This window comes from Micromonospora humida (assembly GCF_016901255.1).
Classification (GTDB): domain Bacteria; phylum Actinomycetota; class Actinomycetes; order Mycobacteriales; family Micromonosporaceae; genus Micromonospora; species Micromonospora wenchangensis.
Genome location: NZ_JAFEUC010000010.1, coordinates 70,662 through 95,306, shown reverse-complemented (window position 1 = coordinate 95,306; position 24,645 = coordinate 70,662). Strand labels below are relative to the sequence as shown.

Annotated in this window: 26 protein-coding genes; 21 read left to right on the top strand and 5 right to left on the bottom strand. The window is 73.6% G+C overall.

Annotated features, from left to right (window positions below; translation table 11 throughout):
- Positions 1-28: 28 nt before the first annotated feature.
- Positions 29-457: a DUF6223 family protein gene (locus JQX11_RS20420; RefSeq protein ID WP_204926568.1), complete on the bottom strand. Its 429-nt coding sequence runs from the start codon at positions 455-457 to the stop codon at positions 29-31.
- A gap of 217 nt (positions 458-674) precedes the next feature.
- Here JQX11_RS20420 and JQX11_RS20415 point away from each other — a divergent pair, with 217 nt between their 5' ends.
- The 4 genes from JQX11_RS20415 to JQX11_RS20400 all read left to right on the top strand — a co-directional run bounded on the left by JQX11_RS20415 (position 675) and on the right by JQX11_RS20400 (position 4,228).
- Positions 675-1,784, top strand: a complete 1,110-nt coding sequence (locus JQX11_RS20415) for a sensor histidine kinase (RefSeq protein ID WP_204926567.1) — start codon at positions 675-677, stop codon at positions 1,782-1,784.
- Complete coding sequence (locus JQX11_RS20410; protein ID WP_204926566.1) at positions 1,781-2,443, top strand: response regulator; 663 nt, start codon at positions 1,781-1,783, stop codon at positions 2,441-2,443. The genes JQX11_RS20415 and JQX11_RS20410 overlap by 4 nt, the downstream gene beginning before the upstream one ends.
- 84 nt (positions 2,444-2,527) lie before the next feature.
- Entirely contained in the window at positions 2,528-3,436 is a 909-nt protein-coding gene (locus tag JQX11_RS20405; RefSeq protein ID WP_204926565.1) for a hypothetical protein, read from the top strand.
- A gap of 156 nt (positions 3,437-3,592) precedes the next feature.
- Entirely contained in the window at positions 3,593-4,228 is a 636-nt protein-coding gene (locus JQX11_RS20400; protein WP_204926564.1) for a TetR/AcrR family transcriptional regulator, read from the top strand.
- Between the two features lie 27 nt (positions 4,229-4,255).
- Here JQX11_RS20400 and JQX11_RS20395 read toward each other — a convergent pair whose 3' ends face one another.
- A complete protein-coding gene (locus JQX11_RS20395) occupies positions 4,256-5,404 on the bottom strand; it encodes an acyl-CoA dehydrogenase family protein (RefSeq protein WP_307826288.1) in 1,149 nt (382 codons plus the stop codon).
- A gap of 121 nt (positions 5,405-5,525) precedes the next feature.
- On the opposite strand from JQX11_RS20395, the gene JQX11_RS20390 reads away from it, so the two are divergent.
- From JQX11_RS20390 to JQX11_RS20365, 6 genes are read left to right on the top strand one after another with little or no spacing between them, the layout of a single operon-like run.
- Positions 5,526-6,512, top strand: coding sequence for a nuclear transport factor 2 family protein (locus tag JQX11_RS20390; protein ID WP_204926562.1), 987 nt, complete (start codon positions 5,526-5,528; stop codon positions 6,510-6,512).
- Positions 6,509-7,258, top strand: a complete 750-nt coding sequence (locus tag JQX11_RS20385) for a nitroreductase family protein (protein ID WP_204926561.1) — start codon at positions 6,509-6,511, stop codon at positions 7,256-7,258. The genes JQX11_RS20390 and JQX11_RS20385 overlap by 4 nt, the downstream gene beginning before the upstream one ends.
- Positions 7,255-7,965 carry a nitroreductase family protein gene (locus JQX11_RS20380; protein ID WP_204926560.1) on the top strand — a complete coding sequence of 237 codons (711 nt, stop codon included), beginning with the start codon at positions 7,255-7,257 and terminating at the stop codon, positions 7,963-7,965. Before JQX11_RS20385 ends, JQX11_RS20380 begins: the two co-directional genes overlap by 4 nt.
- Positions 7,962-8,918, top strand: coding sequence for a zinc-binding dehydrogenase (locus tag JQX11_RS20375; RefSeq protein WP_204926559.1), 957 nt, complete (start codon positions 7,962-7,964; stop codon positions 8,916-8,918). The genes JQX11_RS20380 and JQX11_RS20375 overlap by 4 nt, the downstream gene beginning before the upstream one ends.
- Positions 8,915-9,736, top strand: a complete 822-nt coding sequence (locus JQX11_RS20370) for an enoyl-CoA hydratase/isomerase family protein (RefSeq protein ID WP_204926558.1) — start codon at positions 8,915-8,917, stop codon at positions 9,734-9,736. Before JQX11_RS20375 ends, JQX11_RS20370 begins: the two co-directional genes overlap by 4 nt.
- On the top strand, positions 9,724-10,212 hold the full coding sequence (locus JQX11_RS20365) for a MaoC family dehydratase (RefSeq protein WP_232378252.1): 489 nt from the start codon (positions 9,724-9,726) through the stop codon (positions 10,210-10,212). Before JQX11_RS20370 ends, JQX11_RS20365 begins: the two co-directional genes overlap by 13 nt.
- An 87-nt stretch (positions 10,213-10,299) precedes the next feature.
- Here JQX11_RS20365 and JQX11_RS20360 read toward each other — a convergent pair whose 3' ends face one another.
- From JQX11_RS20360 to JQX11_RS20350, 3 genes are read right to left on the bottom strand one after another with little or no spacing between them, the layout of a single operon-like run.
- On the bottom strand, positions 10,300-10,815 hold the full coding sequence (locus JQX11_RS20360; protein WP_204926557.1) for a flavin reductase family protein: 516 nt from the start codon (positions 10,813-10,815) through the stop codon (positions 10,300-10,302).
- Positions 10,812-11,630, bottom strand: coding sequence for a VOC family protein (locus tag JQX11_RS20355; RefSeq protein WP_204926556.1), 819 nt, complete (start codon positions 11,628-11,630; stop codon positions 10,812-10,814). The genes JQX11_RS20360 and JQX11_RS20355 overlap by 4 nt, the downstream gene beginning before the upstream one ends.
- Positions 11,627-12,364: an enoyl-CoA hydratase/isomerase family protein gene (locus tag JQX11_RS20350; RefSeq protein WP_204926555.1), complete on the bottom strand. Its 738-nt coding sequence runs from the start codon at positions 12,362-12,364 to the stop codon at positions 11,627-11,629. Before JQX11_RS20350 ends, JQX11_RS20355 begins: the two co-directional genes overlap by 4 nt.
- Before the next feature lie 191 nt (positions 12,365-12,555).
- Here JQX11_RS20350 and JQX11_RS20345 point away from each other — a divergent pair, with 191 nt between their 5' ends.
- From JQX11_RS20345 to JQX11_RS20295, 11 genes are read left to right on the top strand one after another with little or no spacing between them, the layout of a single operon-like run.
- The gene (locus JQX11_RS20345; RefSeq protein ID WP_204926554.1) at positions 12,556-14,079 is read left to right on the top strand and encodes an ABC transporter substrate-binding protein; all 1,524 of its coding nucleotides are present in this window, start codon (positions 12,556-12,558) and stop codon (positions 14,077-14,079) included.
- A gap of 2 nt (positions 14,080-14,081) precedes the next feature.
- Complete coding sequence (locus JQX11_RS20340; RefSeq protein WP_204926553.1) at positions 14,082-14,927, top strand: ABC transporter ATP-binding protein; 846 nt, start codon at positions 14,082-14,084, stop codon at positions 14,925-14,927.
- The gene (locus JQX11_RS20335) at positions 14,924-15,847 is read left to right on the top strand and encodes an ABC transporter permease (RefSeq protein WP_204926552.1); all 924 of its coding nucleotides are present in this window, start codon (positions 14,924-14,926) and stop codon (positions 15,845-15,847) included. The genes JQX11_RS20340 and JQX11_RS20335 overlap by 4 nt, the downstream gene beginning before the upstream one ends.
- Positions 15,848-15,849: 2 nt before the next feature.
- The gene (locus tag JQX11_RS20330; protein ID WP_204926551.1) at positions 15,850-16,740 is read left to right on the top strand and encodes an ABC transporter permease; all 891 of its coding nucleotides are present in this window, start codon (positions 15,850-15,852) and stop codon (positions 16,738-16,740) included.
- The gene (locus JQX11_RS20325; RefSeq protein ID WP_204926550.1) at positions 16,737-17,528 is read left to right on the top strand and encodes an ABC transporter ATP-binding protein; all 792 of its coding nucleotides are present in this window, start codon (positions 16,737-16,739) and stop codon (positions 17,526-17,528) included. The genes JQX11_RS20330 and JQX11_RS20325 overlap by 4 nt, the downstream gene beginning before the upstream one ends.
- A gap of 17 nt (positions 17,529-17,545) precedes the next feature.
- Positions 17,546-18,958 (top strand): zinc ribbon domain-containing protein, encoded by a 1,413-nt coding sequence (locus JQX11_RS20320; RefSeq protein ID WP_204926549.1) that lies wholly within the window; start codon positions 17,546-17,548, stop codon positions 18,956-18,958.
- Complete coding sequence (locus tag JQX11_RS20315) at positions 18,948-20,132, top strand: acetyl-CoA acetyltransferase (RefSeq protein WP_204926548.1); 1,185 nt, start codon at positions 18,948-18,950, stop codon at positions 20,130-20,132. Before JQX11_RS20320 ends, JQX11_RS20315 begins: the two co-directional genes overlap by 11 nt.
- Positions 20,129-21,049: an SDR family NAD(P)-dependent oxidoreductase gene (locus JQX11_RS20310; protein ID WP_204926547.1), complete on the top strand. Its 921-nt coding sequence runs from the start codon at positions 20,129-20,131 to the stop codon at positions 21,047-21,049. The genes JQX11_RS20315 and JQX11_RS20310 overlap by 4 nt, the downstream gene beginning before the upstream one ends.
- A gap of 29 nt (positions 21,050-21,078) precedes the next feature.
- Positions 21,079-21,573 (top strand): VOC family protein, encoded by a 495-nt coding sequence (locus tag JQX11_RS20305; RefSeq protein ID WP_204926546.1) that lies wholly within the window; start codon positions 21,079-21,081, stop codon positions 21,571-21,573.
- Positions 21,573-23,090, top strand: a complete 1,518-nt coding sequence (locus JQX11_RS20300; protein WP_204926545.1) for a class I adenylate-forming enzyme family protein — start codon at positions 21,573-21,575, stop codon at positions 23,088-23,090. Before JQX11_RS20305 ends, JQX11_RS20300 begins: the two co-directional genes overlap by 1 nt.
- A complete protein-coding gene (locus JQX11_RS20295) occupies positions 23,087-24,640 on the top strand; it encodes a class I adenylate-forming enzyme family protein (RefSeq protein ID WP_204926544.1) in 1,554 nt (517 codons plus the stop codon). Before JQX11_RS20300 ends, JQX11_RS20295 begins: the two co-directional genes overlap by 4 nt.
- The last annotated feature ends 5 nt before the right edge of the window (positions 24,641-24,645 follow it).

Here is a 24,645-nt window from a genome sequence, read left to right as displayed (position 1 = left end):
ACCCCGCGCGAGCGCCGGCCCGGCCGGCTCACCCCACCCGGCGTCGACGGGCCAGCGCCAGCGCACCCAGCCCGGCGGCGAGCAGCCCCACCACCAGGGCGACGTAGCCGCCGCCGCGTCCGTTGCCGGTGCCGACGCCACCGTCCGCGGAGGCCACCACCAGCCCACCCAGGGCCATCCCGACCACCCCCGCCGTCACGGCCGGCACGCCGCCGCGCCGCCCGGCACCGGTCGGCCGGCGCAGCGCCAACCCTCCGACGACCACCCCGGCGAGCCCCAGCAGCACGGCGACCGTCGCCCCGAGCCGCCCGACGCTCATGGTGGTGACACCGACCGCGTCCCGCTGCGCCGACAGGTGCGCCGAGGCCGGGGCGGCGAACCCCGTCGCGCCGAGAACGACGGCGGCGACCACCGTCGACACCAGTCGGGACGACCGGGAAATGCCTGCTGGACGCATGATGCTCCTCCTGTCCGCGACGCGTGCCCCCACGCGTCGGTCTCCCCGATCATGGCGGCGGGCGCGGCGACCGTCGTCCGGCGAACGTGGACAGTGCGTACTGCCGCCGTGGCGTACCCGGCCGCCGCCGACGCGGTACGCCTACCGCGTCCGTGGTATCCGCCGGTCGTCCGTCGGTAGGAGTCGCCCCCCGGTGGCAGCCGGTTAGGGTGCGCCCATGAGCACAGCACGCTGCGGTGTCCGCGACTGGGCGATCGCCGGCGGGGTGGCGGTGGTGCTGCTGCTCGCCGGGGTGGCCGGGAATCCGGGGCCCGGTCCGGTCGGCTACGCCCTGCTGGCGGCCGGCGGTCTGGCGCTCGCCGCCCGCCGGCATGCCCCGGTCGCCGTGCTGGTCGGCACCGGCGGGTGCGCGGTGGGCTGCCAGGCGGTCGGTCTCGACGTGCCCGCCGTCGCCTTCCTGTTCGCGGTGTACGCCGCCGTCCGGGCGGGACACCGCACGGCCACGGTGGTGGCGGTGGTGGCGGTGCTGGTGGCACTGCCGCTGGTTGCTCTCGGCCCGCCGCAGGAACTGGCCCTGGGCGCTGCGCTCACCCGGGCCCGGGGTGTGCTCGAACTGGCCTGGCTGGTCGCCGCCGGCGCGGCGGGAGAGGCGCTGCGGCAGGCCGAGCGGCGGGCGGACGAGGCCGAGCGGAGCCGGGAGGAGACCGCGCGGCGGCGCGCCGACGAGGAACGGCTGCACATCGCCCGTGAGCTGCACGACTCGCTCACCCACCAGATCTCGGTCATCACCGTGCAGGCCGAGGTGGCCGTGCATCTGGCCCAGCGGCGCGGCGAGGACGTGCCGGAGGCGCTGCTGGCGATCCGGGCGGCCGGCCGGGAGGCGACCCGGGAGCTGCGGGCGACCCTGGAGGCGTTACGGGACGACGGGGAAACCACCCAGCCCGGCCTCGACCACGTCCCGGAGTTGGTGCGTCGGGCCCGCGCGGCGGGTCTGGACACGACCCTGACCATCGGGGGTGACCGGCACGACGTTCCGGCGGCGGTCGGTGCGACGGCGTACCGGATCGTCCAGGAGTCGCTCACCAACGTCAACCGGCATGCCGCCGCCACCACCGCGTCGATCCGGATCGACTACCGGCGCGACGCGCTCGCCATCCGGGTCGACGACGACGGCACCGCCCTCCCGTCCGGCGCGCCCACCCCCGGCGTCGGGCTGCTCGGCATGCGCGAACGGGTTGCCGCCCTCGGTGGTCGGCTGCGCGTCGGCCCGCGCCGCGGCGGCGGTTTCACCGTCCACGTCGAACTCCCCACGGGTGGCACCCCGTGATCCGGGTGCTGCTCGTCGACGACCAGCCGCTCCTGCGCAGCGGCTTCCGCGCGTTGCTCGACATCGAGGACGACATCGAGGTGGTGGGGGAGGCCGCCGACGGCGTCGCGGCGCTGACGCTGGCCCGGCGGCACCGGCCGGACATCGCGCTGCTCGACATCCAGATGCCGGTCATGGACGGCATCGAGACCACCCGGCGCATCGCTGCGGACCCGACCCTGGCCGGGGTACGCGTCGTCATCCTGACCAACTACGGCCTGGACGAGTACGTCGTCGACGCGCTGCGTGCCGGGGCGGCCGGGTTCCTGGTCAAGGACATCGTGCCGGAGGACCTTCTGCACGCCGTCCGGGTAGCCGCCCGTGGTGACGCCCTGCTCGCGCCGTCGATCACCCGCCGGCTCATCGACAGGTACGTCTCCGCGCGCCCGCGGGTCGCCGCCGGCGTCGCACTGGCGGGGCTGACCTGTCGGGAGCGCGAGACGGTCGCCCTGGTCGCGCAGGGCCTGTCCACCACCCAGATCGCCGACCGGCTGGTGATCAGCCCGTCGACCGCGAAGACCCACATCAACCGGGCGATGGTCAAGCTCCATGCCCGTGACCGCGCCCAACTCGTGATCGTCGCCTACGAGTCCGGCCTGGTCACCCCCGGCGGCGGATGAGCGTGCCGCCGGCCCGTACGGCATGACCGCGCCGGCTCGGTCGGCCCCGCGGCGGCCCGTCCGGCCCGTGACATGATGACGCCCATGGGGAAGCAGCAGGATGTCGACCGGTCCGACCGTCACGACGGGGCGGGTGACCGCCCGCCCGCGGCGATGGACGGCGACGCCGAGGCCCGGCTCCGCCTCGCGCAGGACCCGGGCACCACCCACCTGACGCTGATCGACCTGGCCGCCGACCCGTCGCCGGTGGTCCGGCGGGCGGTCGCCGCCCGGGCCGACGCGCCCGCGCAGGCGTTGCGTCCGCTCACCCGGGACCGTGACCGCGAGGTACGGGAGGCCGTGGCACGTAACCCCGCCACCTCGATCGCCAATCTGCTGCGCCTGGTCAGGGACGCCGACCGGTGGGTCCGCTGGGCGGTCGCCGGCAACCCGGCCTGCGACGCGTCGGTACGCCGGGCGATGGCGCAGACCGCCGACAAGGAACTGCGGGGCCTGCTCGCCGAGTCGCGTGACCTGGAGCCGGAGCTGGCCGCGCGGCTGGTCGACGACGTCTCTCCCGAGGTGCGGGAGCGCCTCGCCGCGCACACCCACGACTCCGACGTGATGACCACGCTGCTGGCCGACCGCACGGCCCGGGTACGCAAGGGGCTGGCGCGCAATCCGCGGACCACCGCCGAGCACCGTCGCGCGCTCGCCCAGGACCCGGTGCCGGACGTCCGCGCCGCGCTGGTGTCCGCCGTCGCGCTCGACGAGGCAGACCTGCGTCCGCTGGTGGAGGACCGGTCGGCGCAGGTGCGGATGGCGGTGGCGACGTCGGAACTCGTCCCGGCGCACCTGCGGCAGGCGCTCACCGACGACCCGGAGGAGCTGGTCGCGGACGCGGCCCGGCAGTTCCGCCCCGGTGCGGCGACCTCCCCGGTGGTACGCGCGCCCCGCGTCGGCCACCGCACCGCCGGGCCGGGTCGGGGCCGGGCGGGCGACGCCCCGCGCTGAGTCCGTCCCGCGTACGCCCGGTGCCGGCGTAGGGGCTTCCCCCCGGGTCGAGGGTGCGCGACACTTCTCGGGCGGATCGATCGGGGTGGCTCCCTTCGTTTCCTTCCGACCGGACGGTAGCATTGTCTGGCTGTATCGCGGACAGGGAGGCCATTGATGGCGCGTGCGACGTCCCGCCCGGAGTCGACCCGACGCCGGCAACGCTGGCCCGACGGGTACGACCCGGAGAACACCCGCAACTCGCTGATCACCAGTGCGTTGGGGCTGATCGAGCAACGGGGCTTCGACCGCACCTCGGTGCAGGAGATCGCCGACCAGGCGCAGCTCACCAAGGGCGCCTTCTACCACCACTTCGCCAGCAAGGACGACCTGCTGCGGCACATCCAGGAGGAGTACCTGGAGGCGCAGCTCGCCGCGATCCAGAAGATCGAGGCCGACAGCGACGACCCGACCGTGCGGGTACGCGAGCTGATCCGGTTCAGCCTGACCAGCGTGGCCGAGTACCGGGCCCACGTGACGATCTTCTACCAGGAGCGGCGCTACCTCTCCGGTGACCTGTTCGCCGAGGTGACCCGCAAGCGGGGCCTGGTGGAGGCGGCGTTCGCCGGGATGATCGCCGACGGGGTCGCCCGGGGGGCGTTCCGCGCGGACGTCGACCCGCGGATCGCCACCTTCGGGCTGGTCGGCATGTGCGCCTGGGCCTACCAGTGGCTCAACGTCGGCGGACCGCTCAGCGTCGACGAGGTGGCCCGCCAGTTCAGTGCGATGGTGCTGGAGGGCCTGACCGCCTGAGCGCCGCCGGGGCCCTCGCCCCGCCCGTCAGTCCTTGAGGAGTTGGCGGGCCATGACGATGCGTTGGACCTGGTTGGTGCCTTCGTAGATTTGGGTGATCTTGGCGTCGCGCATCATGCGTTCGACCGGGTAGTCCCGGGTGTAGCCGTACCCGCCGAGCAACTGCACCGCGTCGGTGGTGATCTCCATGGCGGCGTCGGAGGCGAAGCACTTGGCCGCCGCGCCGAAGTAGGTCAGATCCGCGTCGCCGCGCTCAGACTTGCCGGCCGCCGCGTAGGTGAGCTGCCGGGCCGCCTCCAGCTTCATGCCCATGTCGGCGAGCATGAACTGGATGCCCTGGAACTCGGCGACCGGTTTGCCGAACTGCTTGCGTTCGCGGACGTAGCCCTTGGCGTAGTCGAGGGCGCCCTGGGCGATGCCGACGGCCTGGGCGGCGATGGTGACGCGGGTGTGGTCCAGGGTGCGCATCGCGGTGCCGAAGCCGGTGCCGGGCTCGCCGATGATCCGGTCGGCGGGGATGCGGACGTTGTCGAGGTAGACCTCCCGGGTGGGGGAGCCCTTGATGCCGAGTTTCTTCTCCGGCGCGCCGAAGCTGACCCCGGGGTCGGACTTCTCGACGACGAACGCGGAGATCCCCCGGGACCGGGCGGCCGGGTCGGTGACGGCGAACACGGTGTAGAACTCCGACACCCCGGCGTTGGTGATCCACCGTTTCACCCCGTTGAGGACCCAGTGGTCCCCGTCCCGGACGGCCCGGGTGGTCATGGACGCCGCGTCGCTGCCGGCCTCGGGCTCGGACAGGCAGTACGAGAACATCGCCTCACCCGCCGCCACCGGCGTCAGATAGCGCCGTCGGAGTTCCTCGGACCCGGCCAGCAGCAGGGGCATCGTGCCGAGCTTGTTGCCGGCGGGGATGAGGGCCGTCGAGGCGCAGGCGCGGGCGACCTCCTCGATGACGATCGCGGTGGCCAAGGCGTCCGCGCCGGCCCCGCCGTACTCGACGGGGATGTGCGGGGCGTGGAAGTCGGCGGCCCGCAGGGCGTCGTACGAGGACTTGGGGAACTCCCCCGTCTCGTCGGCCTCGGCCGCGTGCGGGGCCACCTTGGCGGCACAGACCTCGCGGACCGCCTCGCGGACCGCGTCGTGCTCCTCGGGCAACCGGTACGCCTCGAACACCACAGACCCCCTCGTCAAACCGCCGGCCAGCAAAATACCATCCGGTCGGTATGTTGGGCACCCCTTGAGTTGTCCGGGCCGGGGGTGTTAGATACCCACCAGTCGGAATGTGGGAGGCCGGATGACCCGCGCGGTCCGGGCAGGCATGGACTTCGTCTCCGCGCTCGACCGGGGCAGCCTCGGTGGCCTCGCCCGGTTGTGCGCCCCCGACGCGACCTGGTGGGTGGACACCGGCCCGGACCGTCGCGGCGGCGACCCGGCGCTCGCCCCACACGGCAGCGGACGTTTCCCCCTGCACGGCCGCATGCGGATGGACGACAAACTGGCGCTGATGCGGTCCCTCGGCCCGCACGCGTTCCCCACCGGCTGCCGGCAGATCCCCCGGCGGATCGTCGCCGGGGACGACACCTGCGTCATCGAGGTCGAGGGGTACGGCGTCCACGCCAGCGGACGCGAGTACGCCAACCGCTACGGCTTCGTCGTCGACGTGGACCCGACCGGCGCGATCGTCGCCGTGCGGGAGTACCTCGACACCGCCCACGCGCAGCACGTCGTGGGCGACGACGCGCCCGTACCCCGCAGCAGCCTCGACGACCCCCCGCACCACGACCCCCCGCGCCACGACCCGCCCGACCCGGTCGACGCGCCCCCGGCGCTGGCGACCGCGCTGGCGATGTGGCCGGCCCTCGCCCGGGGCGACCTCGACGCCTTCGGCGCGCTGTTCACCGCCGACGCCACCTGGTGGACCGACTCCGGCCGCCGCCGCGACCTCGGCCGGCACCACGGCCGGGGCGACCTCGACGCCAACGGCCCGTTGCACGGGCGGGTCGCGATGAGCGGGAAACTCGCCGCCATGCGGGCCCGACTGGCCGGCGGCGCCTACGCGTCCCCCGGGATCGCGGTCACCGCCGACCGGTGGATAGTCGACGACACCCTGGTCGCCGTCGAGGCCCACGGACACGCCGTCCTCGGCGACGGCGCCCGCTACCAGAACCGCTACCTCTGGATCGTCGACGTCCGACCCGGCGGCATCGCCGAGGTCCGCGAGTACTGCGACACCCTGCACGTCACCGACCTGATGGGCGTCGCCCCGGAGGCCGACCGATGACCCTGCCGTTCACCGACCTCAACCACGTGCTGACCACCACCCGGTCGGTCCGGCTGCGCCTCGACTACGACCGTCCGGTGCCCCTCGACCTCGTCGGCGAGTGCCTCCAACTCGCCGTCCAGGCGCCCACCGGAGGCGGCGCCGAGGACTGGCGCTGGCTCGTCGTCGGCGACCCGGCGCTCAAGGCCGAACTGGCGACGCTCTACCACTCCGCCTACCGCACCCACGTGCACGAACCGCTGCACAGCGCGGCGGGCACCGGGAACGACCTGGTCCGGGGCCGCCTCGGCGGCGTCGACGCGGACGGCACGGTCAGCGCCCGCACCGCCCGCATCCTCGCCGGGGCCGAGCACCTCGCGCGGCACATCGGGCGGGCCCCGTACCTGGTCATCCCGTGCGCCACCCGGCCCGACCCGGCCACCGGAGGCCCCGGCACCAACTCTGCCCTCTACGGATCGCTCTATCCGGCGATCTGGCAGTTCAACCTGGCGCTGCGGGCGCGCGGACTCGGCACCGTCATCACCACCCTGCACCTGCACCACGCCGCCGCCGTCGCCACGCTGCTCGGCATCCCCGACGGCGCGGTGCAGATCACCATGCTGCCGGTCGCGTACACCATCGGCACCGACTTCAGGGTCGCGGCCCGTCGGCCCGTGCACGGCGTCAGCTACCTCGACCGGTGGGGCACCCCGTTGCCCTACCGGGACAAGCCCGTCGACCGCCTCACCGGAGAGGACCACCGATGACCGGAGCAGTGATCACCGACATCGACGAGGTGCTGACCACCACCCGCGCGGTGCGTCACCGGCTGGACTTCGACCGGCCCGTCGGCCGCGCCGTCGTCGAGGAGTGCCTGCGCCTCGCGCAGCAGGCGCCGATGGGCTCCAACCTGGAGGACTGGCGGATCGTCGCGGTCGACGACCCGGCACTCAAGCGGGAACTGTCCACCCTGTACACCGAGATCTGGCACGACACGGTCGCCCGCCCGCTGGCCGACGGCGAGGCGGCCACCACCACCCGGTTGTCGCCAGGCGTCCGGGCCGACCCCCGCGCCCAGGCCCGGCAGCAGCGGGTCCTCGCCGCCGTCAAGCACCTCGTCGACCACCTGGCGCAGGTGCCCGTCCTGGTCGTGCTGTGCAGCACCAAACCGGTCCCGCAGCGACCCGTCGGCGGCACCGCCTCCGGTTACTACGGGTCGATCTTCCCGTTCGCCTGGTCGTTCCAGCTCGCCCTGCGCTCCCGGGGCCTCGGCTCGGTACTGGCCACCGCCCTGGCCCACCGGGCCACCCGGGTACGCGAGGTGCTCGGCCTGCCCGACGACTGGCGACCGGTCACCCTCGTCCCGGTCGCCTACACCCGGGGCCTGGACTTCCGCCCCGCCGCCCGCGCCGACCTCGCCGACGTGGCGTTCTGGAACGGGCCCACCGAACCGGCCGGATCGGCGGCCCGGTGAGAGCCGCCCACGTCCGTACCCCCAGCGCCGCCGACCCGGTCGGCGCGCTGCACGTCGGCGACCTCGCCGCCCCGACGGCACCCCCCGGCTGGGTCGACGTCGACGTCCGGGCCGGCGCGCTGAACATGCACGACCTGTGGACGCTGCGCGGCATCGGCACCACCGGGCCCGACGGGCCCCGGGTCATCGGCAGCGACGCGGCAGGCGTCGCCGCGGGCCGCGAGGTGATCGTCTACCCGGTGCTGCCCACCGCGCCCGACGGTCGGACCGTCCCGCATGCCACCCTGCTGCCCGACGCCGGCCACGGCGTGCTCGCCGAACGGATCGTCGTCCCGGCGGCGCACCTCGTCGCCAAACCCGCCGGACTGAGCTGGGCCGAGGCCGCCAGCCTGCCGACCGCCTGGCTCACCGCGTACCGGATGCTGTTCAGCCGGGCGGCCGTCGGCCCCGGGCGGACCGTGCTGGTGCAGGGCGCGGGTGGCGGGGTGGCGACCGCCGCGATCAGCCTCGCCGTGGCGGCCGGCGCAACCGTGATGGTCACCTCCCGGTCGGCGGCCAAACGGGAACGGGCGCTCGCCCTCGGCGCAGCCGTCGCCCTGGACAGCGACGCACGGACCCCGGAACTCGCCGACATCGTCGTGGAGACCGTCGGCGCGGCCACCTTCGCCCATTCGACCCGCTGCACCCGGGCCGGCGGCACCATCGTGGTCTGCGGCGGCACCAGCGGCTTCACCGCCGAGCTGGACCTGCCACGCCTGTTCGCCCGGGAGATCAGCGTGCACGGCGCGACCATGGGCACCCTCGAAGAGTTCGTGGCGCTGGTCGGGTTCGTCGACACCCACCGGCTCCGACCCGTCGTCGACAGCGTCGTCGACCTCGCCGACATCCGGATCCAGGCGGCCCGGATGCTGGCCGGCACCGCGTTCGGCAAGCTCTGCGTGAGCCTGACGTGACCTCCGTGGTGCTGACCCGGCGCGGGACCGCACTCTGGGCGCGCATCGACCGGCCCGGGTCCGGCAACGCCTGCGACAGTACCGTGCTGACCGGTCTCGAACGGTGGCTGGCCGCCGCGACCGACCCGGGCGTACGCGTGCTCGTGCTCACCGGCACCGGCCGCAGCTTCTGCGCCGGGGCCGACCTCGCCGAGGCCACCGCCCTGCTCGGTGACCTGCCCGCGCTGCTGGCACACCTCGACCGGGGCCGCCGCCTGGTCCGCGCCCTCCGGGCGGCCCCGGTGCCCACCGTCGCCGCGGTCAACGGGGCGGCCTTCGGCGGCGGCCTCGAACTGCTGCTCGGCTGCGACATCGCGGTCGCCGCCGACGGTGCCCGGATCGGCGACCGGCACCTCGCCGCCGGTCAGGTCCCCGGCTGGGGGTCCAGCGTGCTGCTGCCCCTCGCCGTCGGCCCGGCGCTCGCCCGACGCCTGCTGATCACGGGGGAGACCTGGTCGGCCGAGGAATCGGTACGCCGGGGACTGGTCAGCGCCGCCGTCGCCGACGACCGTCTCGTCGGGCACGTCGACGCGCTGGCCGCAGCGGTCGCGGCCCGCGACCCGGCGGCGGTCCGCCGGATGCTCACCGTCGCCCGCCCGCCGGTGGCCGAGGCGGACTGGGACCGGGAGTGGGAGACGCTCGCCGCGCACGTCACGGCCCAGGCGGCGGCCAGTGCCGGCACCGCGTCCCCGCCCGACCGTCACGCCCCCGGGGCACCCACCCGACCCGACCCCCTGCACCCACCACCCGGAACGGAGCACCCCCGATGCGCACCATGAGACGGACCACCGTCGACACCCCGACCGACCTGCTGGGGCTGGTCGGCACGGAGCTGGGCGTCAGCGCGCCGCAGGTGGTGACCCAGCGGCAGGTCGACCAGTTCGCCGACGTCACCGGGGACCACCAGTGGATCCACGTCGACGTCGAACGTGCCCGGTCCGGGCCGTTCGGCGGTACCGTCGTGCACGGGTTCCTCACCCTGGCCCTCGTCCCCCGGCTGCTCGCCGACATCCTGGAGGTGCGGACCTTCTCGATGGGGGTCAACTACGGCCTCGACCGGGTCCGGTTCGTCAGGCCGCTGCCGCCGGGGGTCGAGATCCAGGGCACCGCGACCCTCGTCGCGGCCACCGCGATCACCGCGCCCGGCCCGCAGGCCACCCCCGGGGTACAGGCCACGGCGTCGGTGGCGGTGGAGTTCGCCGACACGTCGCAGCCCTGCTGCGTGGCGGAGATCGTTTTCCGCTACTACGCCTGACCTCAGGGAGCGTCGCCCGACCCGCCCGGCGTCGGCCGAACCAGGGCCGACGCCGGGCCGGCGGTCACCCGGCCCGGCGGCCGGCGGTCACTCGGTCATCGTGCGCGACGGCGCGACGAACCGGCCCCGGTAGAACGACAGCGCCGGCACGTCGGTGGGCTTCAGGTGGACCCGGTCGACGTCGATCAGGACGATCACGTGGTCGCCGCTGGTGATCACCTCGTCGCGTCGTCCGGCCAGGATCGCCGGGGTGTCGGGCAGCAGCGGGACGCCGTCGGGGCCGGGCACCCAGGACACCCCGTCGAGCCGTTGCTCCCCGGACAGCCCGGAGGTGGCGAACCGCCGGGCCACGTCCTCCTGGTCCTGGCTGAGGATGTGCACGGCGATCCGGTGGGCGTCCATCAGCACCGGGAAGCTCGACGAGAAACTGGTGACGCAGAACAGCACCTTCGCCGGGTGCAGCGAGACCGAGGTGAACGAGTTCACGGTCAGCGCGGCGACGGCGCCCCCGGCGGTCACCGCGGTCACCGCCGTCACACCGGTGGGGAAGTGCCCGCACACCTGACGGAACTCGGCGGAGTCGAACAGGGGCTCGGCCATCATCGGGTCACCGCCGGGTCGCAGGAGTCGTGGTCGGGACGCAGCCCGGTGTCGAGCTGGATCAGGCACAGGGTGTGCCCACCCGGGTCCTTCACCAGGTGCAGCCGTCCGTGGGGGGTGTCGACCGGCCCGACGGTCGGCTTGCCGCCCAGGGCGGTCACCCGGGCCAGCGCGTCGTCGAGGGAGGCGACGGCGAAGTAGGTGACCCACGTCGACGGGATGGGGTTCGGCCAGGCGTTGTCGAGTTCGAGTACCCCGGCGACCGGCACGTCGGCGAGCATCAGCACGGTGTAGGGCCGGGCCGTCGGCGAGTCGTCGCGCTGCTGGGTGGTGTAGCCGAACAGTGTGCGGTAGTAGGCCACCGCCTCGGCCGGCTCACCGGTGTCCAACTCGTTCCAGCACAGCGCCCCGACCGAGTTGACCGCCTGGACGCCGACGCGCGACTCACCCTGGTAGAGGCCGAAGGCCGCGCCGAACGGGTCGATCACCGCCGCGCCGGTGCCCGCCGCCGGCAGGTAGCGCGGCGGCGCGACCAGCTCGCCGCCGAGCGCCACCGCCTGCCGGGCGGACGCGGCGATGTCGTCGACGGCGAAGTAGGTGAGCCAGCCCCGGGGGCGGTCGCCGTGCAGGGCGGCGGCGTCGGAGATCCCGGCGACGTCCCGCCCGTCGATGCTGCACATCCGGTAGGTGGTGCCGCCGAGGCGTTCGGCGCGGACCGTCCAGCCGAGCAGCGCGGCGTAGAAGGTCTCGGCCTGCGCCGGGTCGGGTGTGCACAGCTCCACCCAGACCGCCTCGCCGGGCTGGAATCGTGGTCTCATCCGGTTGCCCCCCTGGTGGCCGGGCCCGCGACGATCGTGCGGGCCGAGATGTCGTACGCCTGGTCGGCGGTCCCGGTGGTCAGGCTCGACTCGACGACGCCGACCACCGCCCGCAGGGTCGCCCCCGGCACGGCCAGCAGGGCGTCGACGAGCTCGTCGACGGCCCCGTCCAGCTCGTCGTCGGGGACCACCCGGGCCACCAGGCCCCAGTCGCGCAGCTGCCCGGCGGTCGCCTCCGCCACCCCGGTGAGCAGGTGGTAGGCGTGCGGCCGGGGCACCGACCGGGCGATGGTGTGGCCGACCCCGGCGGGGGCGAAGCCGTAGCGTGCCTCCGGCAGCGACAGCCGGGCGTCGGCGGCGGCGACCGGCAGGTGTACGGCGCTGAGCAGGCCGACGCCGAACCCGATGATCCGTCCCCGCACGGCGGCGACGACGGGCACCGGGAGCCGGCGGATGCGCTGCAACGCGGTGTCGCTGGCGCGCAGGTCGGCAGCCACCTCCTCCCGGGTGGCCCCGGCCAGCGCGGTGAAGGAGGAGGTGTCCCAGCCGGCGCAGAAGTGCCGCCCGGCCATGTCGAGGCGGATGACCGCGCAGGTCGCGTCGCCGGCGGCGGTCTCCAGGGTGTCGACGAGCCGGTGCAGCGTCGTGGTGTCGAAACAGTTGCCGCGCGCCGCGTTGTCGTAGCGGATCCGGGCGAGGCGGCCGTCGTGCCCATGGGTGAGGGTGATGGTCACCGCGGTATCATACAAACCGGTCGGTATGAACACAACGGTGCTGGCCGGCGGGCCTTTGTCACGCGAATGTCACGAGCGAGATACCCGGTCGACCCGTTGACTTGATACCGGCTGGTCGGTACTTTGTGGCGAACGTCACCGCCGCCTCACGCGGAGACATGACGGGTCCATCGCAGTGAAGGACACCCATGATGATCATGAAATCCCTGCGCTCCCGGCGCTTCCTGGCATTGGCAGCCGCGCTGACCGTCGCGAGCGCCGGCCTCACCGGGTGCGGCGGCTCCGATTCCGACGACACCGGCTCGTCCCGCACCGCGCCCATCCGGGCGCTGCTGGCCGCCCAGCCGGCGACCCTCGACCCGATCGTCGGCGCGCGCTCCGCCCAGATCGTCTGGGCGACGATGCTCGAACCCCTGATCAACACCGGTAGCGACCTCGCGCCGACCGACACCGGCCTGGTCACGAGCTGGACCCGTACCGACGCCACGACCTGGACGTTCAAGGTCCGGCCCGACATCAGCTTCAGCAACGGCGAGAAGGCCGACGCGGCGGCGGTCGCCAACACCATCACGCTCACCCGCGACAGCGCGGCCTCGCAGCTCAAGACGTACTTCGGCAACGTCACCGCGATCGAGGCGCCCGACGCCACCACGGTCGTGGTCAAGACCAAGACCCCGCAGTACGACATCCCCGACCTGCTCACCACCGTCTACCTGGTGCCGCCGAAGTACTACCAGGAGAAGGGCTCGGAGGGCTTCGCCGCCGCACCCGTCGGCACCGGCCCGTACGTCTGGTCGGGCGCGAACGCCGGCCGGGACATCTCGGTCAAGCGCAACCCCGACTACTGGGGCACCAAGGCGACCAACGAGGGCGTCACCTTCACCTGGGCCAACGAGGCCGCCCAGCGGCTCGCGCTGATCCAGAGCAAGAGCGTGGACGTCTCCTTCGACCTGCCGCCGGCCCAGGCCAGCGCCGCCAAGTCCGCCGGGGTCGAGGTGGTCAGCACCGAGACCGCCATGAAGATCATCGCCTTCCTCGACTCCACGAAGGCGCCGTTCGACGACCCGAAGCTGCGCGAGGCGGCGGCCCTGGCCATCGACCGCGACGCCATCGTCAAGGGCATCTTCGACGGCCAGGCGGTCGCCGACGCCGGGCTGCTCAACGTCAAGCCCGGTCAGCAGCCGACGCAGAGCGTGACCGCCGACGCCGCCAAGGCCAAGGAACTCCTCGGCGGGGCGACCCCGACCGTGCAGATCACCTACCCGGCTGCCCAGTACACCAACATCGAAGAGGTGTCCCAGGCCGTCGGTGGCAGCCTGGAGAAGGCCGGTTTCAAGGTCAGCTACGTGCCGCTGGACTACGGCACGCTGGTCAAGCGGATCGTCGGCCGCCAGGTGCCCGGCCTGTCGATCTTCGCCGGGGTGCCGAACGTCGCCGTGCCGGACTACTTCGTCAGCGGCTTCATGAAGACGAAGTCGATCACCGGCAACTGCCCCGACCCGCAGATCGACACCCTGGCCCAGCAGGCGCTGGAACAGAACGACGCCCAGCAGGCCGCCCCGCTCTACGAGCAGCTCAACACGATCGGCGTGGTCCAGAAGCACTGCTACGTGCCGCTGTACCGGCAGGTGTTCAACTACGCGACCGGCCCCGGCGTCTCCGGCGTGGTGTTCGGCCCGCTAAACACCGTGGACTTCACGAAGGCGACCCGCTGACGATGCCCGAGGCAGCGGAGACGGGGGTGCCGGGCGACCTCGCCCGGCACCCCCGCACCCCGGAGTCGGACACCCCCGTGCTGGAGGTCGCCGACCTCGTCGTCGAGCACCGCGACGGCGGCACCGGCACGCTGTTCCGCGCGGTCGACCAGGTGTCGCTGCGCATCGCGGCCGGCGAGAGCGTCGCCGTCGTCGGCGAGTCCGGCTCCGGCAAGACCACCCTCGCGATGGCCGCCACCGGGCTCGGCCCGCGCGGCCGGGGCGACATCCGGCTGCTCGGCCACTCGCTCGCGGCGGTCAGCCGCACCCAACTGCGCCGGCTGCGCCCCGAGGTGCAGGTGGTCTTCCAGGACCCGCACGGCTCGCTCGACCCCCGCCAATCGGTCCGCTCCGGGCTGCGGGAACTGCGGGCGCTGCAACCCGAACGGACCTCCTGGATCGACGACGCCGACCTGCTCGGCCGGGTCCGGCTCGCCCCGGACCTGCTCGACCGCTACCCCCACCAGCTCTCCGGAGGCCAGGCGCAGCGGGTCTGCATCGCCCGCGCGCTGCTCATGCGTCCCCGCCTCATCGTCGCCGACGAGCCGACCTCCGGCCTCGACGTCTCCGTACAGGCCGACGTGCTGGCATTGCTGCGCCAGATCCGGGCCACCACCGGCGCGGCGTTGCTGATGATCAGTCACGACCTGGCCGTGGTCCGTTCGCTCTGCGACGTCGTGCACGTCATGTACCGGGGCCGGGTCGTCGAGGCGGGACCCTGCGACCGGGTCTTCGGCACCCCCGAGAACGACTACACCCGCGAACTGCTCGCCGCGATGCCCGGCGCGCGCTGGAGGTCCCGCCGATGAAGGCCAGCACCGTACGCCGCGTCGGCGGCCGGCTCGCGTCGCTGTTCGCCTCGCTGCTCATCGCGCTCAGCCTGGCGTTCCTGCTCGGCCGGCTCTCCGGCGACCCGACCGCCACCATCCTCGGCCCGTTGGCCCCACCCGAGCAACGCGAGGCGCTGCGCCACGAGCTGGGCCTGGACCTGCCCGTCGTCGTGCAGTACCTCGACTACCTCAAGGGCGTGTTCACCGGCGACCTCGGCCAGTCGTTGCAGTTCTACCAGTCGAACACCGCGATGATCGCCGACCGGCTGCCGTACACGCTGCAACTGGTCGGCGCGGGCATGGCACTCGCCCTGCTGGTCGGCGTGCCGCTCGGGGTGCTCGCGGCCACCCGGGAGGGAACCTGGTGGGACCGGGGGGCCTCCACCCTCGCCCTGCTCGGCCAGTCGGTGCCGGTCTTCTGGTTCGGCATGATGCTGGTGGTGCTGTTCGCCGTCAAACTCGGCTGGCTGCCCGCCGGCCAGTCCGGCAGCCCGAGACACCTGATCCTGCCCGCGCTGACCATGTCGGTCTATCCGATGGCGCACATCGCCCGGCTCACCCGCGCCTCGATGAGCGACGCGCTGTCCGAGCCCTACATCGACTCCGCCCGCGCCCGGGGCATCAGCACCCGCCGGGTGATCTGGCGGCACGCCTTCACCAACGCGATGATGCCGATCCTCACCATCGTGGTGCTCCAGACCGGCATCCTGCTCTCCGGCGCGGTCGCCGTCGAGTACGTCTACTCCTGGCCCGGTCTCGGCCAGCTCGCGTTGCAGGCCATCCAGTTCCGCGACTTCCCGCTGGTGCAGGCGATCGTGGTGTTCGGCGCGCTGGTGTTCGTGCTGCTGAACCTGCTCGTCGACGTCCTGCACTCGATCGTCGACCCGAGGGTGCGGTGAGCATGAGCCAACTCGAACTCGACCCGGTCACCGCCCCGGTGTCGCCACCGCGCCGGGCCGGCCGCCGGGCGCGTACGTCGGTGTTCTGGCTGGCCCTGCCGCTGGCGGTGACCGCCGTCGCGGTGTTCGTGCTGCCGCTGACCGGGCTGCTGCCCGACGGCGGCCAGGACCTCGACGCGACCCGCCGGCCGCCCGCGTTCCTGTCCGGCGGCAGTTGGGCGCACCCCCTCGGCACCGACAAGCTCGGCCAGGACCTGCTCACCCAGTTCGTCTCCGCCGGCCGGCTGACCATCGTGATCGGCCTGGTCGGCGCGCTCGTCGCGATCGGCCCCGGCACGCTGCTCGGCCTGCTGGCCGGCTACTTCCGGGGCTGGGTCGACCGGGTCATCTCGATCCTCATCGACGCCCAGCTCGCCCTGCCGTTCATCCTGGTCGCCCTCGCCATCATCGCCAACCGGGGCAGCTCGCTGCCGGTGCTGTTCCTGGTGTTGGCGCTCACCGGCTGGGCGGTGTGCGCCCGGGTCACCCGCGCCGCGACCCTGGCCATCCGGGAACGCCAGTTCGTCGTCGGCCTGCGCGCCGCCGGCGCGTCCGAACCCCGGATCGTCTTCCGGCACATCCTGCCCAACCTCGCCGGCACCATCGTCGCGCTCGGCACCCTCCAGGTCGGCACCGCGATCCTGGTCGAGAGCGCGCTGAGCTTCCTCGGCCTGGGCGTGGTGCCGCCGATGAACAGCTGGGGCTCGATGCTCGCCTCCGGCCAGGACGAACTGAGCCAGGCCTGGTGGATCGCCTTCTTCCCCGGCCTCGCCATCACCGTCCTGGTGCTGCTGGTGAACCTGCTCGGGGACGCGCTGCTCACCCACCACGACCCACGGAAGAGGCGGCGATGAGCGCCCTGCTGACACTCTCCGGACTGTCCATCACCGCCCGGCTCGCCGCCGGCGACCTGACCCTGCTCGACGACGTCGACCTGGAGATCCGCCGGGGCCAGATCGTCGGCGTCGTCGGCGAGTCCGGCAGCGGCAAGACCACCCTGGCCCGCGCCGTCGTCGGGCTGCTCGACCGCAACGTCCGGGTCGACCGGGGCACCGTCACCGTCGGCGACGAGCAGGTGGTGGCCCCCGGCGTCGACCGCACCGCGCGGGTCCGGGGCAGCGCCGTCGGCATGGTCTTCCAGGACGCGTCGCGGTCGCTGAACCCGCTGCTGAAGGTCCGCACCCAGCTCGCCGAGGTGCTGCGCCGGCACGTCCGGGACATCACCCGGGCCGAGGTGGAACGCCGCTCGGTGGAGGTGCTGGCCCAGATGCGCATCGACGACCCCGGCCGGGTGCTGGCCAGCTACCCGCACCAGCTCTCCGGCGGCCTGCGGCAACGGGTCGCCATCGGGCTCGCCGTCGTCACCCGCCCCGCGCTGGTGATCGCCGACGAGTGCACCACGGCCCTGGACGTCACCACCCAGACCAAGGTCGTCGACCTGTTCCGCACCCTCGTCGACGAACTCGGCATCGGCCTGCTCTTCGTCACCCACGACCTGATGCTCGCCAGCGACCTGTGCGACCGGATCGCGGTGATGAGCGGCGGGCGGGTCGTCGAACAGGGCGACGCCCTGACCGTGCTGGACCGACCGCAGCAGGAGTACACCCGACGTCTGCTCGCCGCCATCCCCTCGTGGAGCTGAAGGAGAACCCGCGACCCATGCCCGAGCAACCCGGCATCGACGCCTACGCGGCCTACCTCCCGTCGTACGCGCTCGACGACACCAGGCTCGACCCGACCGCGCCGGCCCGTGCCGGCGGCCCCACCCGTAGCGTCGCCGGCTACGACGAGGACGCCGTCACCATGGCCGTCGAGGCGCTGCGGCACATCGCCGCCGACACCCCGGCCGGGCGGCACCTGCTGCTGGCCACCACCAGCGCCCCGTACGAGACGAAGACGTCCGCCGGGGTGGTCCACGAGGCGCTGGGCCTCGACCCCGGCGTCACCGCCCTCGACCTGCGCGGCCACCGGGCCGGCGCGTCCGCCCTCGACCTGGTCCTGCGGGGCGTCGCCACGGCGGCCCTGGCCGACGTGCGCACCACCCGCCCCGGCGCCCCCGACGAACTGGCCCAGGGCGACGCCGCCACGGCGTTCGCCGGCGGCGGCCGGGCCGCCGTGCTCCTCGCCCGCGCCGGCCACACCACCGAGCTGCTCGACCGCTGGCGGCTGCCCGGCGAACGGCACGACCGGGTCTGGGACGAACGGTTCACCGCCGAGATCCTCGTCGCCGCCGGCCTCGACACCGCCCGCCGGGCCCTGGCGCAGGCGTCCCTCGACGCCGTCGACGAGGTCGTCGTGTCGTCGTCGAACCCGCGTGCGGCGGCGGCGCTACGCAAGGCGCTCGGCGGCACCGGGCAGGACGCGACCGTCGAACGGGCCACCGGCTTCACCGGCGTCGCCCACCCCGGCCTGCTGCTCGCCGCCGCCCTCGACGAGGCCGAACCCGGGCAGACCATCCTGCTGCTGTCGGCCACCGAGGGTGCCGACGCGTTCGTGCTGCGGGTCGGCGACGGGGTCCGCGCCGCCCGGGGCGGGCCGACGGTCCGCGCCCAGCTCGCCGCCCGGCAGCGCCTCGGCTACGGCCGCTACCTGCGCTGGCGGGGGCTGCTCGACGTGCAGGGCCCGGCCCGACCGGCCTCCCCGGCCCCGGCCGCCCCGCCCATGCACCGCCGGGCCGGCTGGAAGTACCGGCTGGAGGGCAGCCGCTGCGACGCCTGCGGCCGGGTCACCACACCCCCCGGGCGGGTCTGCGCCTCCTGCGGCACCGCCGGGTCCGGCAGCGCCCCGGTGTCGCTGCGCGACCGCACCGCCCGGGTGGTCTCGGTGACCCGCGACCACCTGACGACCATGCCGGAACCGGAGGTCGCGATCGTCGTCGCCGACGTCGACGGCGGTGGCCGGCTCAGCGCGTACGCCACCGACGTGGCACCCGCCGACGTGGCGGTGGGGATGGCGATGAACCCCGTGTTCCGGCGGCTCTGGACCACCGACTCGATCCACAACTACTTCTGGAAGCTCCGCCCGGCACCCGCCGACGCCGCGCCAGGGAAGGACACCGCCGATGGCCAGTAGGCGCACCACCCACGACGTCGCGATCGTCGCGATGGGCTGCACCCCGTTCCGGGACCACTGGAACTCCTCCGCCGACGACCTGCTCGTCGACGCCGTGCAGGAGTGCGTCGGGTCGCTGCCCGACGTCACCCTCGACGACGTCGACGCGTTCTGGGTCGGCACCCAGGGCTCGGGCATGTCCGGGCAGACCCTCGCCCGCCCGCTGCGGCTGACCGGCAAGCCGGTGACCCGGGTGGAGAACTACTGCGCCACCGGCTCGGAGGCGTTCCGCAACGCCGCCTTCGCCGTCGCCTCCGGCGCGTACGACATGGTCATGGCGACCGGGGTGGAGAAGCTGAAGGACTCCTCGTACTCCGGGCTGTCGGCGGTGTTCCCACCCGCCGACGGCACCGACGTCGACTGGACTGCCCCGGCCGGATTCTCCCTGCTCGCCCCCGCCTACCAGGCGGCGTACGGGATCGACGAGCGACAGATGCGCGCCGCGATGACCCGGGTCGCGGTGAAGAACCACGCCAACGGCGCCCGCAACGACCGCGCCCAGTTCCGTAGGGCGGTGACCGCCGAGACGGTGGAGCGGTCCCCGCGCATCGCCGGGCAGCTCGGTGTCATGGACTGCTCGGGCGTCTCCGACGGCGCGGCGGCGGCGATCCTGGTCCGGGCCGAGGACGCCCACCGGTACACCGACAAACCGGTCTACCTGCGCGGGATGAGCTTCGTCGCCGGCTCCGGGGCCGGGCTGGCCGCCGACGGCTACGACTTCACCACCTTCCCCGAGGTGGTCACCGCCGCCCGTGAGGCGTACGAGCAGGCCGGGGTGACCGACCCGGCGGCGCAGATCTCGCTGGCCGAGGTGCACGACTGTTTCACCCCGACGGAGGTGGTGCTGATGGAGGACCTGGGCTTCTCCGCCCGCGGCAAGGCGTGGCGGGACATCCTCGACGGCCGTTACGACGCCGACGGGGCGTTGCCGGTCAACACCGACGGCGGGCTCAAGTCGTTCGGCCACCCGATCGGCGCGACCGGGCTGCGGATGATGTTCGAGTGCTTCACCCAGCTGCGCGGGGAGGCCGGTCCCCGGCAGGTGCCCGACGCCCGGTTGGCGGTGGCCCAGAACCTCGGCGGTCAGCCCGGTTCCTGTGTCGCGTTCGTGGCGGTCCTGGGGAACGAGCGATGAGCGCCCGGGTCACCCTCGACGGCCGGGTCGTCGTCGTCACCGGCGCGGGCAACGGCATCGGCCGGGCGCACGCGCTGACCCTCGCCGCGCGGGGCGCGTCGGTGGTCGTCAACGACCTCGGCGGGACGGTCGACGGCTCCGGTTCCTCGGGCGCGGCGCAACAGGTCGTCGCCGAGATCCGCGCGGCCGGCGGCACCGCCGTCGCCTCGACCGACTCGGTGGCCACCGCCGCCGGGGGTGCCGACCTGGTCGGCCGGGCCATCGACACGTACGGCCGGCTCGACGCGGTCATCCACAACGCCGGCATCCTGCGGGACCGGACGCTTGCCAAGATGTCCGACGAGGACGTCAGCGCGGTGCTCGACGTGCACCTGGCCGGGGCGTTCCACGTGCTGCGGCCCGCCTGGCCGCACCTGGTCGCCCAGGGCTACGGCCGGATCGTGCTGACCAGCTCGTCGTCCGGCCTGTTCGGCAACTTCGGCCAGGCCAACTACGGCGCGGCCAAGGCCGGCCTGATCGGGCTGATGAACGTGCTCGCCCTGGAGGGGGCCCGCCGGGGCATCCTGGTCAACGCGATCGCGCCGACCGCCGCGACCCGGATGACCGAGAACCTGCTCGGCGAGCTGACCGACCGCTTCGACCCGCAGCACGTGGCCGCCGTGGCGACCTTCCTCGCCTCCGAGCAGTGCCAGCTCAACCGGCACATCCTCACCGTGGGCGGCGGCCGGGTCGGGCGGATCTTCCTGGGCGTCACCCCCGGCTGGTACGGCGGGCCCACCCCGGCCTCGCCCGACGACGTGCTCGGCGCGGTGGACGAGATCTGCCGACTCGACGACTTCATCGTGCCGGACAGTGGCGCCGACGAGGTCACCCTGATCCAACGGGTCCTCGGCGGGCCGTCCGGACCGTCCGCCTGAACCGCGAACCCCATCGGAAGGCAGGCATCATGCCGGTCAGCGAAGTGCACCACGTGGCCATGACCGTCTCGGACGTCGACCGTGCCGCGGACTTCTACGAACGCGCCCTGGGCTACCGCCGGACGCTGCGTACCGACGTCGGCGGGCCGGGGATCGAGGTGTCGCTGGGGTTGCCCGCCGGCACCACCGGCCGGGTCCAGTACCTCCAGGGCCCCAGCCGGGTCGGCCAGCTCGAACTCATCGAGTGGAACGGGGTGAAGACCCGTACCGCCACCGCCGGTCACCTGGAGCTGGGCACCTTCCTGCTCAGCTTCGAGGTGCCCCTGGACGAGCTGGACGACCTGCACCGGCGGCTGACCGAGCTGGGCGCGGAGTGCCTGTCCGCGCCGAACCGGGTGCTGCTGGACAACTACGGGTACATCACCGCGTTCGCCGCCCGCGACCTCGACGGCAACCTGCTGGAGTTCGTGTCGCTGCCAACCCGGGAGGAGATCCTGGCCCGGCGGCGGGGGAGCGGCGACTGATGGGCGGCAGCAACTTCACCGAGACGCTGCGCCGCCAGGCGTTGCGCCGCGCCGACGCCGAAGCCCTGGTCGACGGGGCCGCCCGCTGGACGTACGCCGAGTTGGACGCCGACGTGGACCGGCACGCCGCCGCCCTGCGCGACGCCGGCATCGCCGACGGCGACCTGGTCGGGGTGCTCGGGCGCAACACCGCCACCTACGTCATCGAGCTGCTGGCGCTGAGCCGGCTCGGCGCGGTCTCGGTGCCGCTGAACTGGCGGCTGCACGCCAACGAACAGGCGTACGTCATCGACCAGGCCGGCGTCACCGGGCTGCTCTACGACGACGACTTCGCCGCCGACGCCGCCCGGCTGGCGGCCACGACCGGGCTGCGCACGCTGGTCGCCAACGGCGACACGGTCGTCGGTGACGCCCGACGGCTGGCCGACCTGCTCGCCGGTCAGCCACCCGGCGTGCGGGTCGCCGACGCCGACAAGGGCCCCGCCGACGTGCACCGGCTGCTCTACACCTCGGGCACCACGGCCCGCCCCAAGGGGGTGGTGCACACCTGCGGGAACCTCACCGCGAACCACTTCGCGCAGGTCCTCGAACTGGAGTTGACCGCCGCCGACCGGATCCTCGTCTCCGCGCCGCTGTTCCACGTCAGCGGGCTGGAGGCGCCGGGCCTGGCGACGTTCGTCGCCGGGGCGACGATGGTGCTCACCCCGACGTTCAAGCCGACCGACATCGCCCGGATCGCCGCGCAGGAGCGGATCACCGGCATGGTGCTGGCCGCCCAGATCCTGTTCGGGCTGCTCGACCTGGACGACCCGCCGGACCTCGCCGCGTTGCGCTACCTGCTGTTCGCCGGGGTCGCGCCGAGCGTGCGGCAGGAGGTGAAACGCCGGCTGCCGCACGTCCGCCTGATCGACACGTTCGGCATGACCGAGCTGTGCAACGGGGTCTGCTACCTCGACGCCGCCCACGAGCAGAGCAAGCTCGGTGCGCTCGGCGCGCCGTTCCCCGGGGTGCAGATCCGCATCGTCGACGAGCACTTCCGGCCGGTCGGCCCGGACGTCGAGGGGGAGATCATCGTCCGGGGGGAGAAGGTGTCGCCCGGCTACTGGAACGACGACGAGGCCAACCGGCGCAGCCGGCGCGACGGCTGGTTCCGCACCGGCGACGTGGGGCGGATCGACGCCGACGGCTACCTGTGGTTCGTCGACCGCCGGGCCGACCTGATCAAGTCCGGTGGGGAGAACATCGCCAGCGCCGAGATCGAACGGGTCCTCGCCCAGCATCCCGACGTCGCCGAGGTCGCCGTGATCGGCGTGCCGGACCCGCGGTGGGACGAGGTGCCCAAGGCGTTCGTGATCCTCCGCGACGGCGCGACCGGCACCGCCGAGGAGCTGCGCGCGCACTGCCTAGCCGAACTGGCCCGCTACAAGGTCCCCCGGTACGTGCAGCTCGTGACGTCGTTGCCGCGCAACGACTCCGGCAAGGTGCTGAAGAAGGCGCTGCGCGAGGCGGCGGAGTGAGCACCGCGAACCTCGCCGCGATGCTGGCCGGCAACGCCCGCCGGTTCGCCGACGCCGACGCGCTCGTCTTCGCCGACCGTCGGTGGACCCACCGGCAGCTCGACGACGACGTCAACGCGCTGGCCGCCGGGCTGGTCGCCGAGGGGATACGCCGGGACGTCCGGGTGGCGGTCGTCGCGGACAACGTCCCCGAGTTCCTGCTCCTCTGCCTGGCGCTGGCGAAACTCGGCGCGGTCGTCGTCCCGCTGAACTACCGACTCACCGCGGGGGAGCTGGCCCGGCTGCTGGCGCACGCCCGGGTCGAGGCGGTCGCCACCGTGCCGGAGTTCGCCCCGCTCACCACCGCCGCCCTCGCCGACCTGCCGGCCGTACGCCGCTTCGCGCTGGAGCCGGTCGACGACGGCTGGACCGACGTGCGGGCGCTCGTCGCGGCACACCGGGGCGCGCGGGTCGCCGACGTCGACCTGGACGACGCGGCCCTGCAACGGATCGTCTACACCTCCGGCACCACCAGCCTGCCCAAGGGGGTGCTGCTCACCCACGGCAACGTGAACCGGAACATGCACGCCCAGATCGTCGAGCTGGGCCTGCGGCCGACCGACCGGATCCTCAACGCCGCGCCGCTCTACCACGTCGGTGGCACCGACCTGCCCGGCTTCGGCATCTGGCACGTCGGGGGCGCCATGGTGCTGCACCGCCGGTTCGTGCCGGCGGCCGTGCTGCGGGCGATCGAGACGGAACGGATCACCGGCATGGTGGTGGCGGCGACCATGCTGGACCTGGTCCGCCGCGAGCCCACCGCCGCCGGCACCGACCTGTCGTCGGTCCGCTGGCTGATCTTCTCGCAGGTCACCTCGGCGCTGTTCGGGGTGGCCCGGGGGCTGTTCCCGAACGCCCGGCTGATCGAGGGGTACGGCCTCACCGAGACGTGCAGCGGGCTGACCTACCTCGACGCCGCCCACCAGGAGTCCAAGCAGGGGTCGGTGGGGCTGCCGGTGCCGTGGGTCCAGGTCCGGGTGGTCGACCCGGACGGTGCGGACGTGCCGGTCGGCGCGCACGGTGAGGTGGTCGCGCGGGGCCCGAAGGTGAGCCCCGGCTACCTTGACGATCCGGTGGCGACCGCCGCCGCGTTCCGGAACGGCTGGTTCCACACCGGCGACATCGGCTGCTTCGACGCCGACGGCTACCTCTACATCCGCGACCGGCTCAAGGACATGATCCGCAGCGGTGGGGAGAACATGTCCAGCGCCGAGATCGAGAACGTGCTGGCCGACCATCCGCTGGTGCTGGCCGCGTCGGTGGTGGCCGCCCCGCACCCGACGTGGCAGGAGGTGCCGGCCGCGTTCGTGGTGGCCCGGCCGGGGTTGACACCCGAGGCGCTGATCGCGCACGCCCGGCAGCGGCTCGGCCGGTTCAAGGTGCCCAAGGAGGTCTACCTGGTGCCCGAGTTCCCCACCAACCCGTCCGGCAAGGTGCTCAAACGGACCCTGCGGGAGCTGCGCTCGACCCTGCGCCCGGACTGGACGTACGACGACGCCCGGCGCGACTGAGCCGG

Excerpts from the sequence above, each read along its gene's own strand:
- JQX11_RS20420 (WP_204926568.1), bottom strand. The coding sequence starts at position 457 with ATGCGTCCAGCAGGCATTTCCCGGTCGTCCCGACTGGTGTCGACGGTG.
- JQX11_RS20415 (WP_204926567.1), top strand. The coding sequence starts at position 675 with ATGAGCACAGCACGCTGCGGTGTCCGCGACTGGGCGATCGCCGGCGGG.
- JQX11_RS20405 (WP_204926565.1), top strand. The coding sequence starts at position 2,528 with ATGGGGAAGCAGCAGGATGTCGACCGGTCCGACCGTCACGACGGGGCG.
- JQX11_RS20400 (WP_204926564.1), top strand. The coding sequence starts at position 3,593 with ATGGCGCGTGCGACGTCCCGCCCGGAGTCGACCCGACGCCGGCAACGC.
- JQX11_RS20390 (WP_204926562.1), top strand. The coding sequence starts at position 5,526 with ATGACCCGCGCGGTCCGGGCAGGCATGGACTTCGTCTCCGCGCTCGAC.
- JQX11_RS20385 (WP_204926561.1), top strand. The coding sequence starts at position 6,509 with ATGACCCTGCCGTTCACCGACCTCAACCACGTGCTGACCACCACCCGG.
- JQX11_RS20380 (WP_204926560.1), top strand. The coding sequence starts at position 7,255 with ATGACCGGAGCAGTGATCACCGACATCGACGAGGTGCTGACCACCACC.
- JQX11_RS20365 (WP_232378252.1), top strand. The coding sequence starts at position 9,724 with ATGCGCACCATGAGACGGACCACCGTCGACACCCCGACCGACCTGCTG.
- JQX11_RS20360 (WP_204926557.1), bottom strand. The coding sequence starts at position 10,815 with ATGATGGCCGAGCCCCTGTTCGACTCCGCCGAGTTCCGTCAGGTGTGC.
- JQX11_RS20355 (WP_204926556.1), bottom strand. The coding sequence starts at position 11,630 with ATGAGACCACGATTCCAGCCCGGCGAGGCGGTCTGGGTGGAGCTGTGC.
- JQX11_RS20345 (WP_204926554.1), top strand. The coding sequence starts at position 12,556 with ATGATCATGAAATCCCTGCGCTCCCGGCGCTTCCTGGCATTGGCAGCC.
- JQX11_RS20340 (WP_204926553.1), top strand. The coding sequence starts at position 14,082 with ATGCCCGAGGCAGCGGAGACGGGGGTGCCGGGCGACCTCGCCCGGCAC.
- JQX11_RS20335 (WP_204926552.1), top strand. The coding sequence starts at position 14,924 with ATGAAGGCCAGCACCGTACGCCGCGTCGGCGGCCGGCTCGCGTCGCTG.
- JQX11_RS20330 (WP_204926551.1), top strand. The coding sequence starts at position 15,850 with ATGAGCCAACTCGAACTCGACCCGGTCACCGCCCCGGTGTCGCCACCG.
- JQX11_RS20325 (WP_204926550.1), top strand. The coding sequence starts at position 16,737 with ATGAGCGCCCTGCTGACACTCTCCGGACTGTCCATCACCGCCCGGCTC.
- JQX11_RS20320 (WP_204926549.1), top strand. The coding sequence starts at position 17,546 with ATGCCCGAGCAACCCGGCATCGACGCCTACGCGGCCTACCTCCCGTCG.
- JQX11_RS20315 (WP_204926548.1), top strand. The coding sequence starts at position 18,948 with ATGGCCAGTAGGCGCACCACCCACGACGTCGCGATCGTCGCGATGGGC.
- JQX11_RS20310 (WP_204926547.1), top strand. The coding sequence starts at position 20,129 with ATGAGCGCCCGGGTCACCCTCGACGGCCGGGTCGTCGTCGTCACCGGC.
- JQX11_RS20305 (WP_204926546.1), top strand. The coding sequence starts at position 21,079 with ATGCCGGTCAGCGAAGTGCACCACGTGGCCATGACCGTCTCGGACGTC.
- JQX11_RS20300 (WP_204926545.1), top strand. The coding sequence starts at position 21,573 with ATGGGCGGCAGCAACTTCACCGAGACGCTGCGCCGCCAGGCGTTGCGC.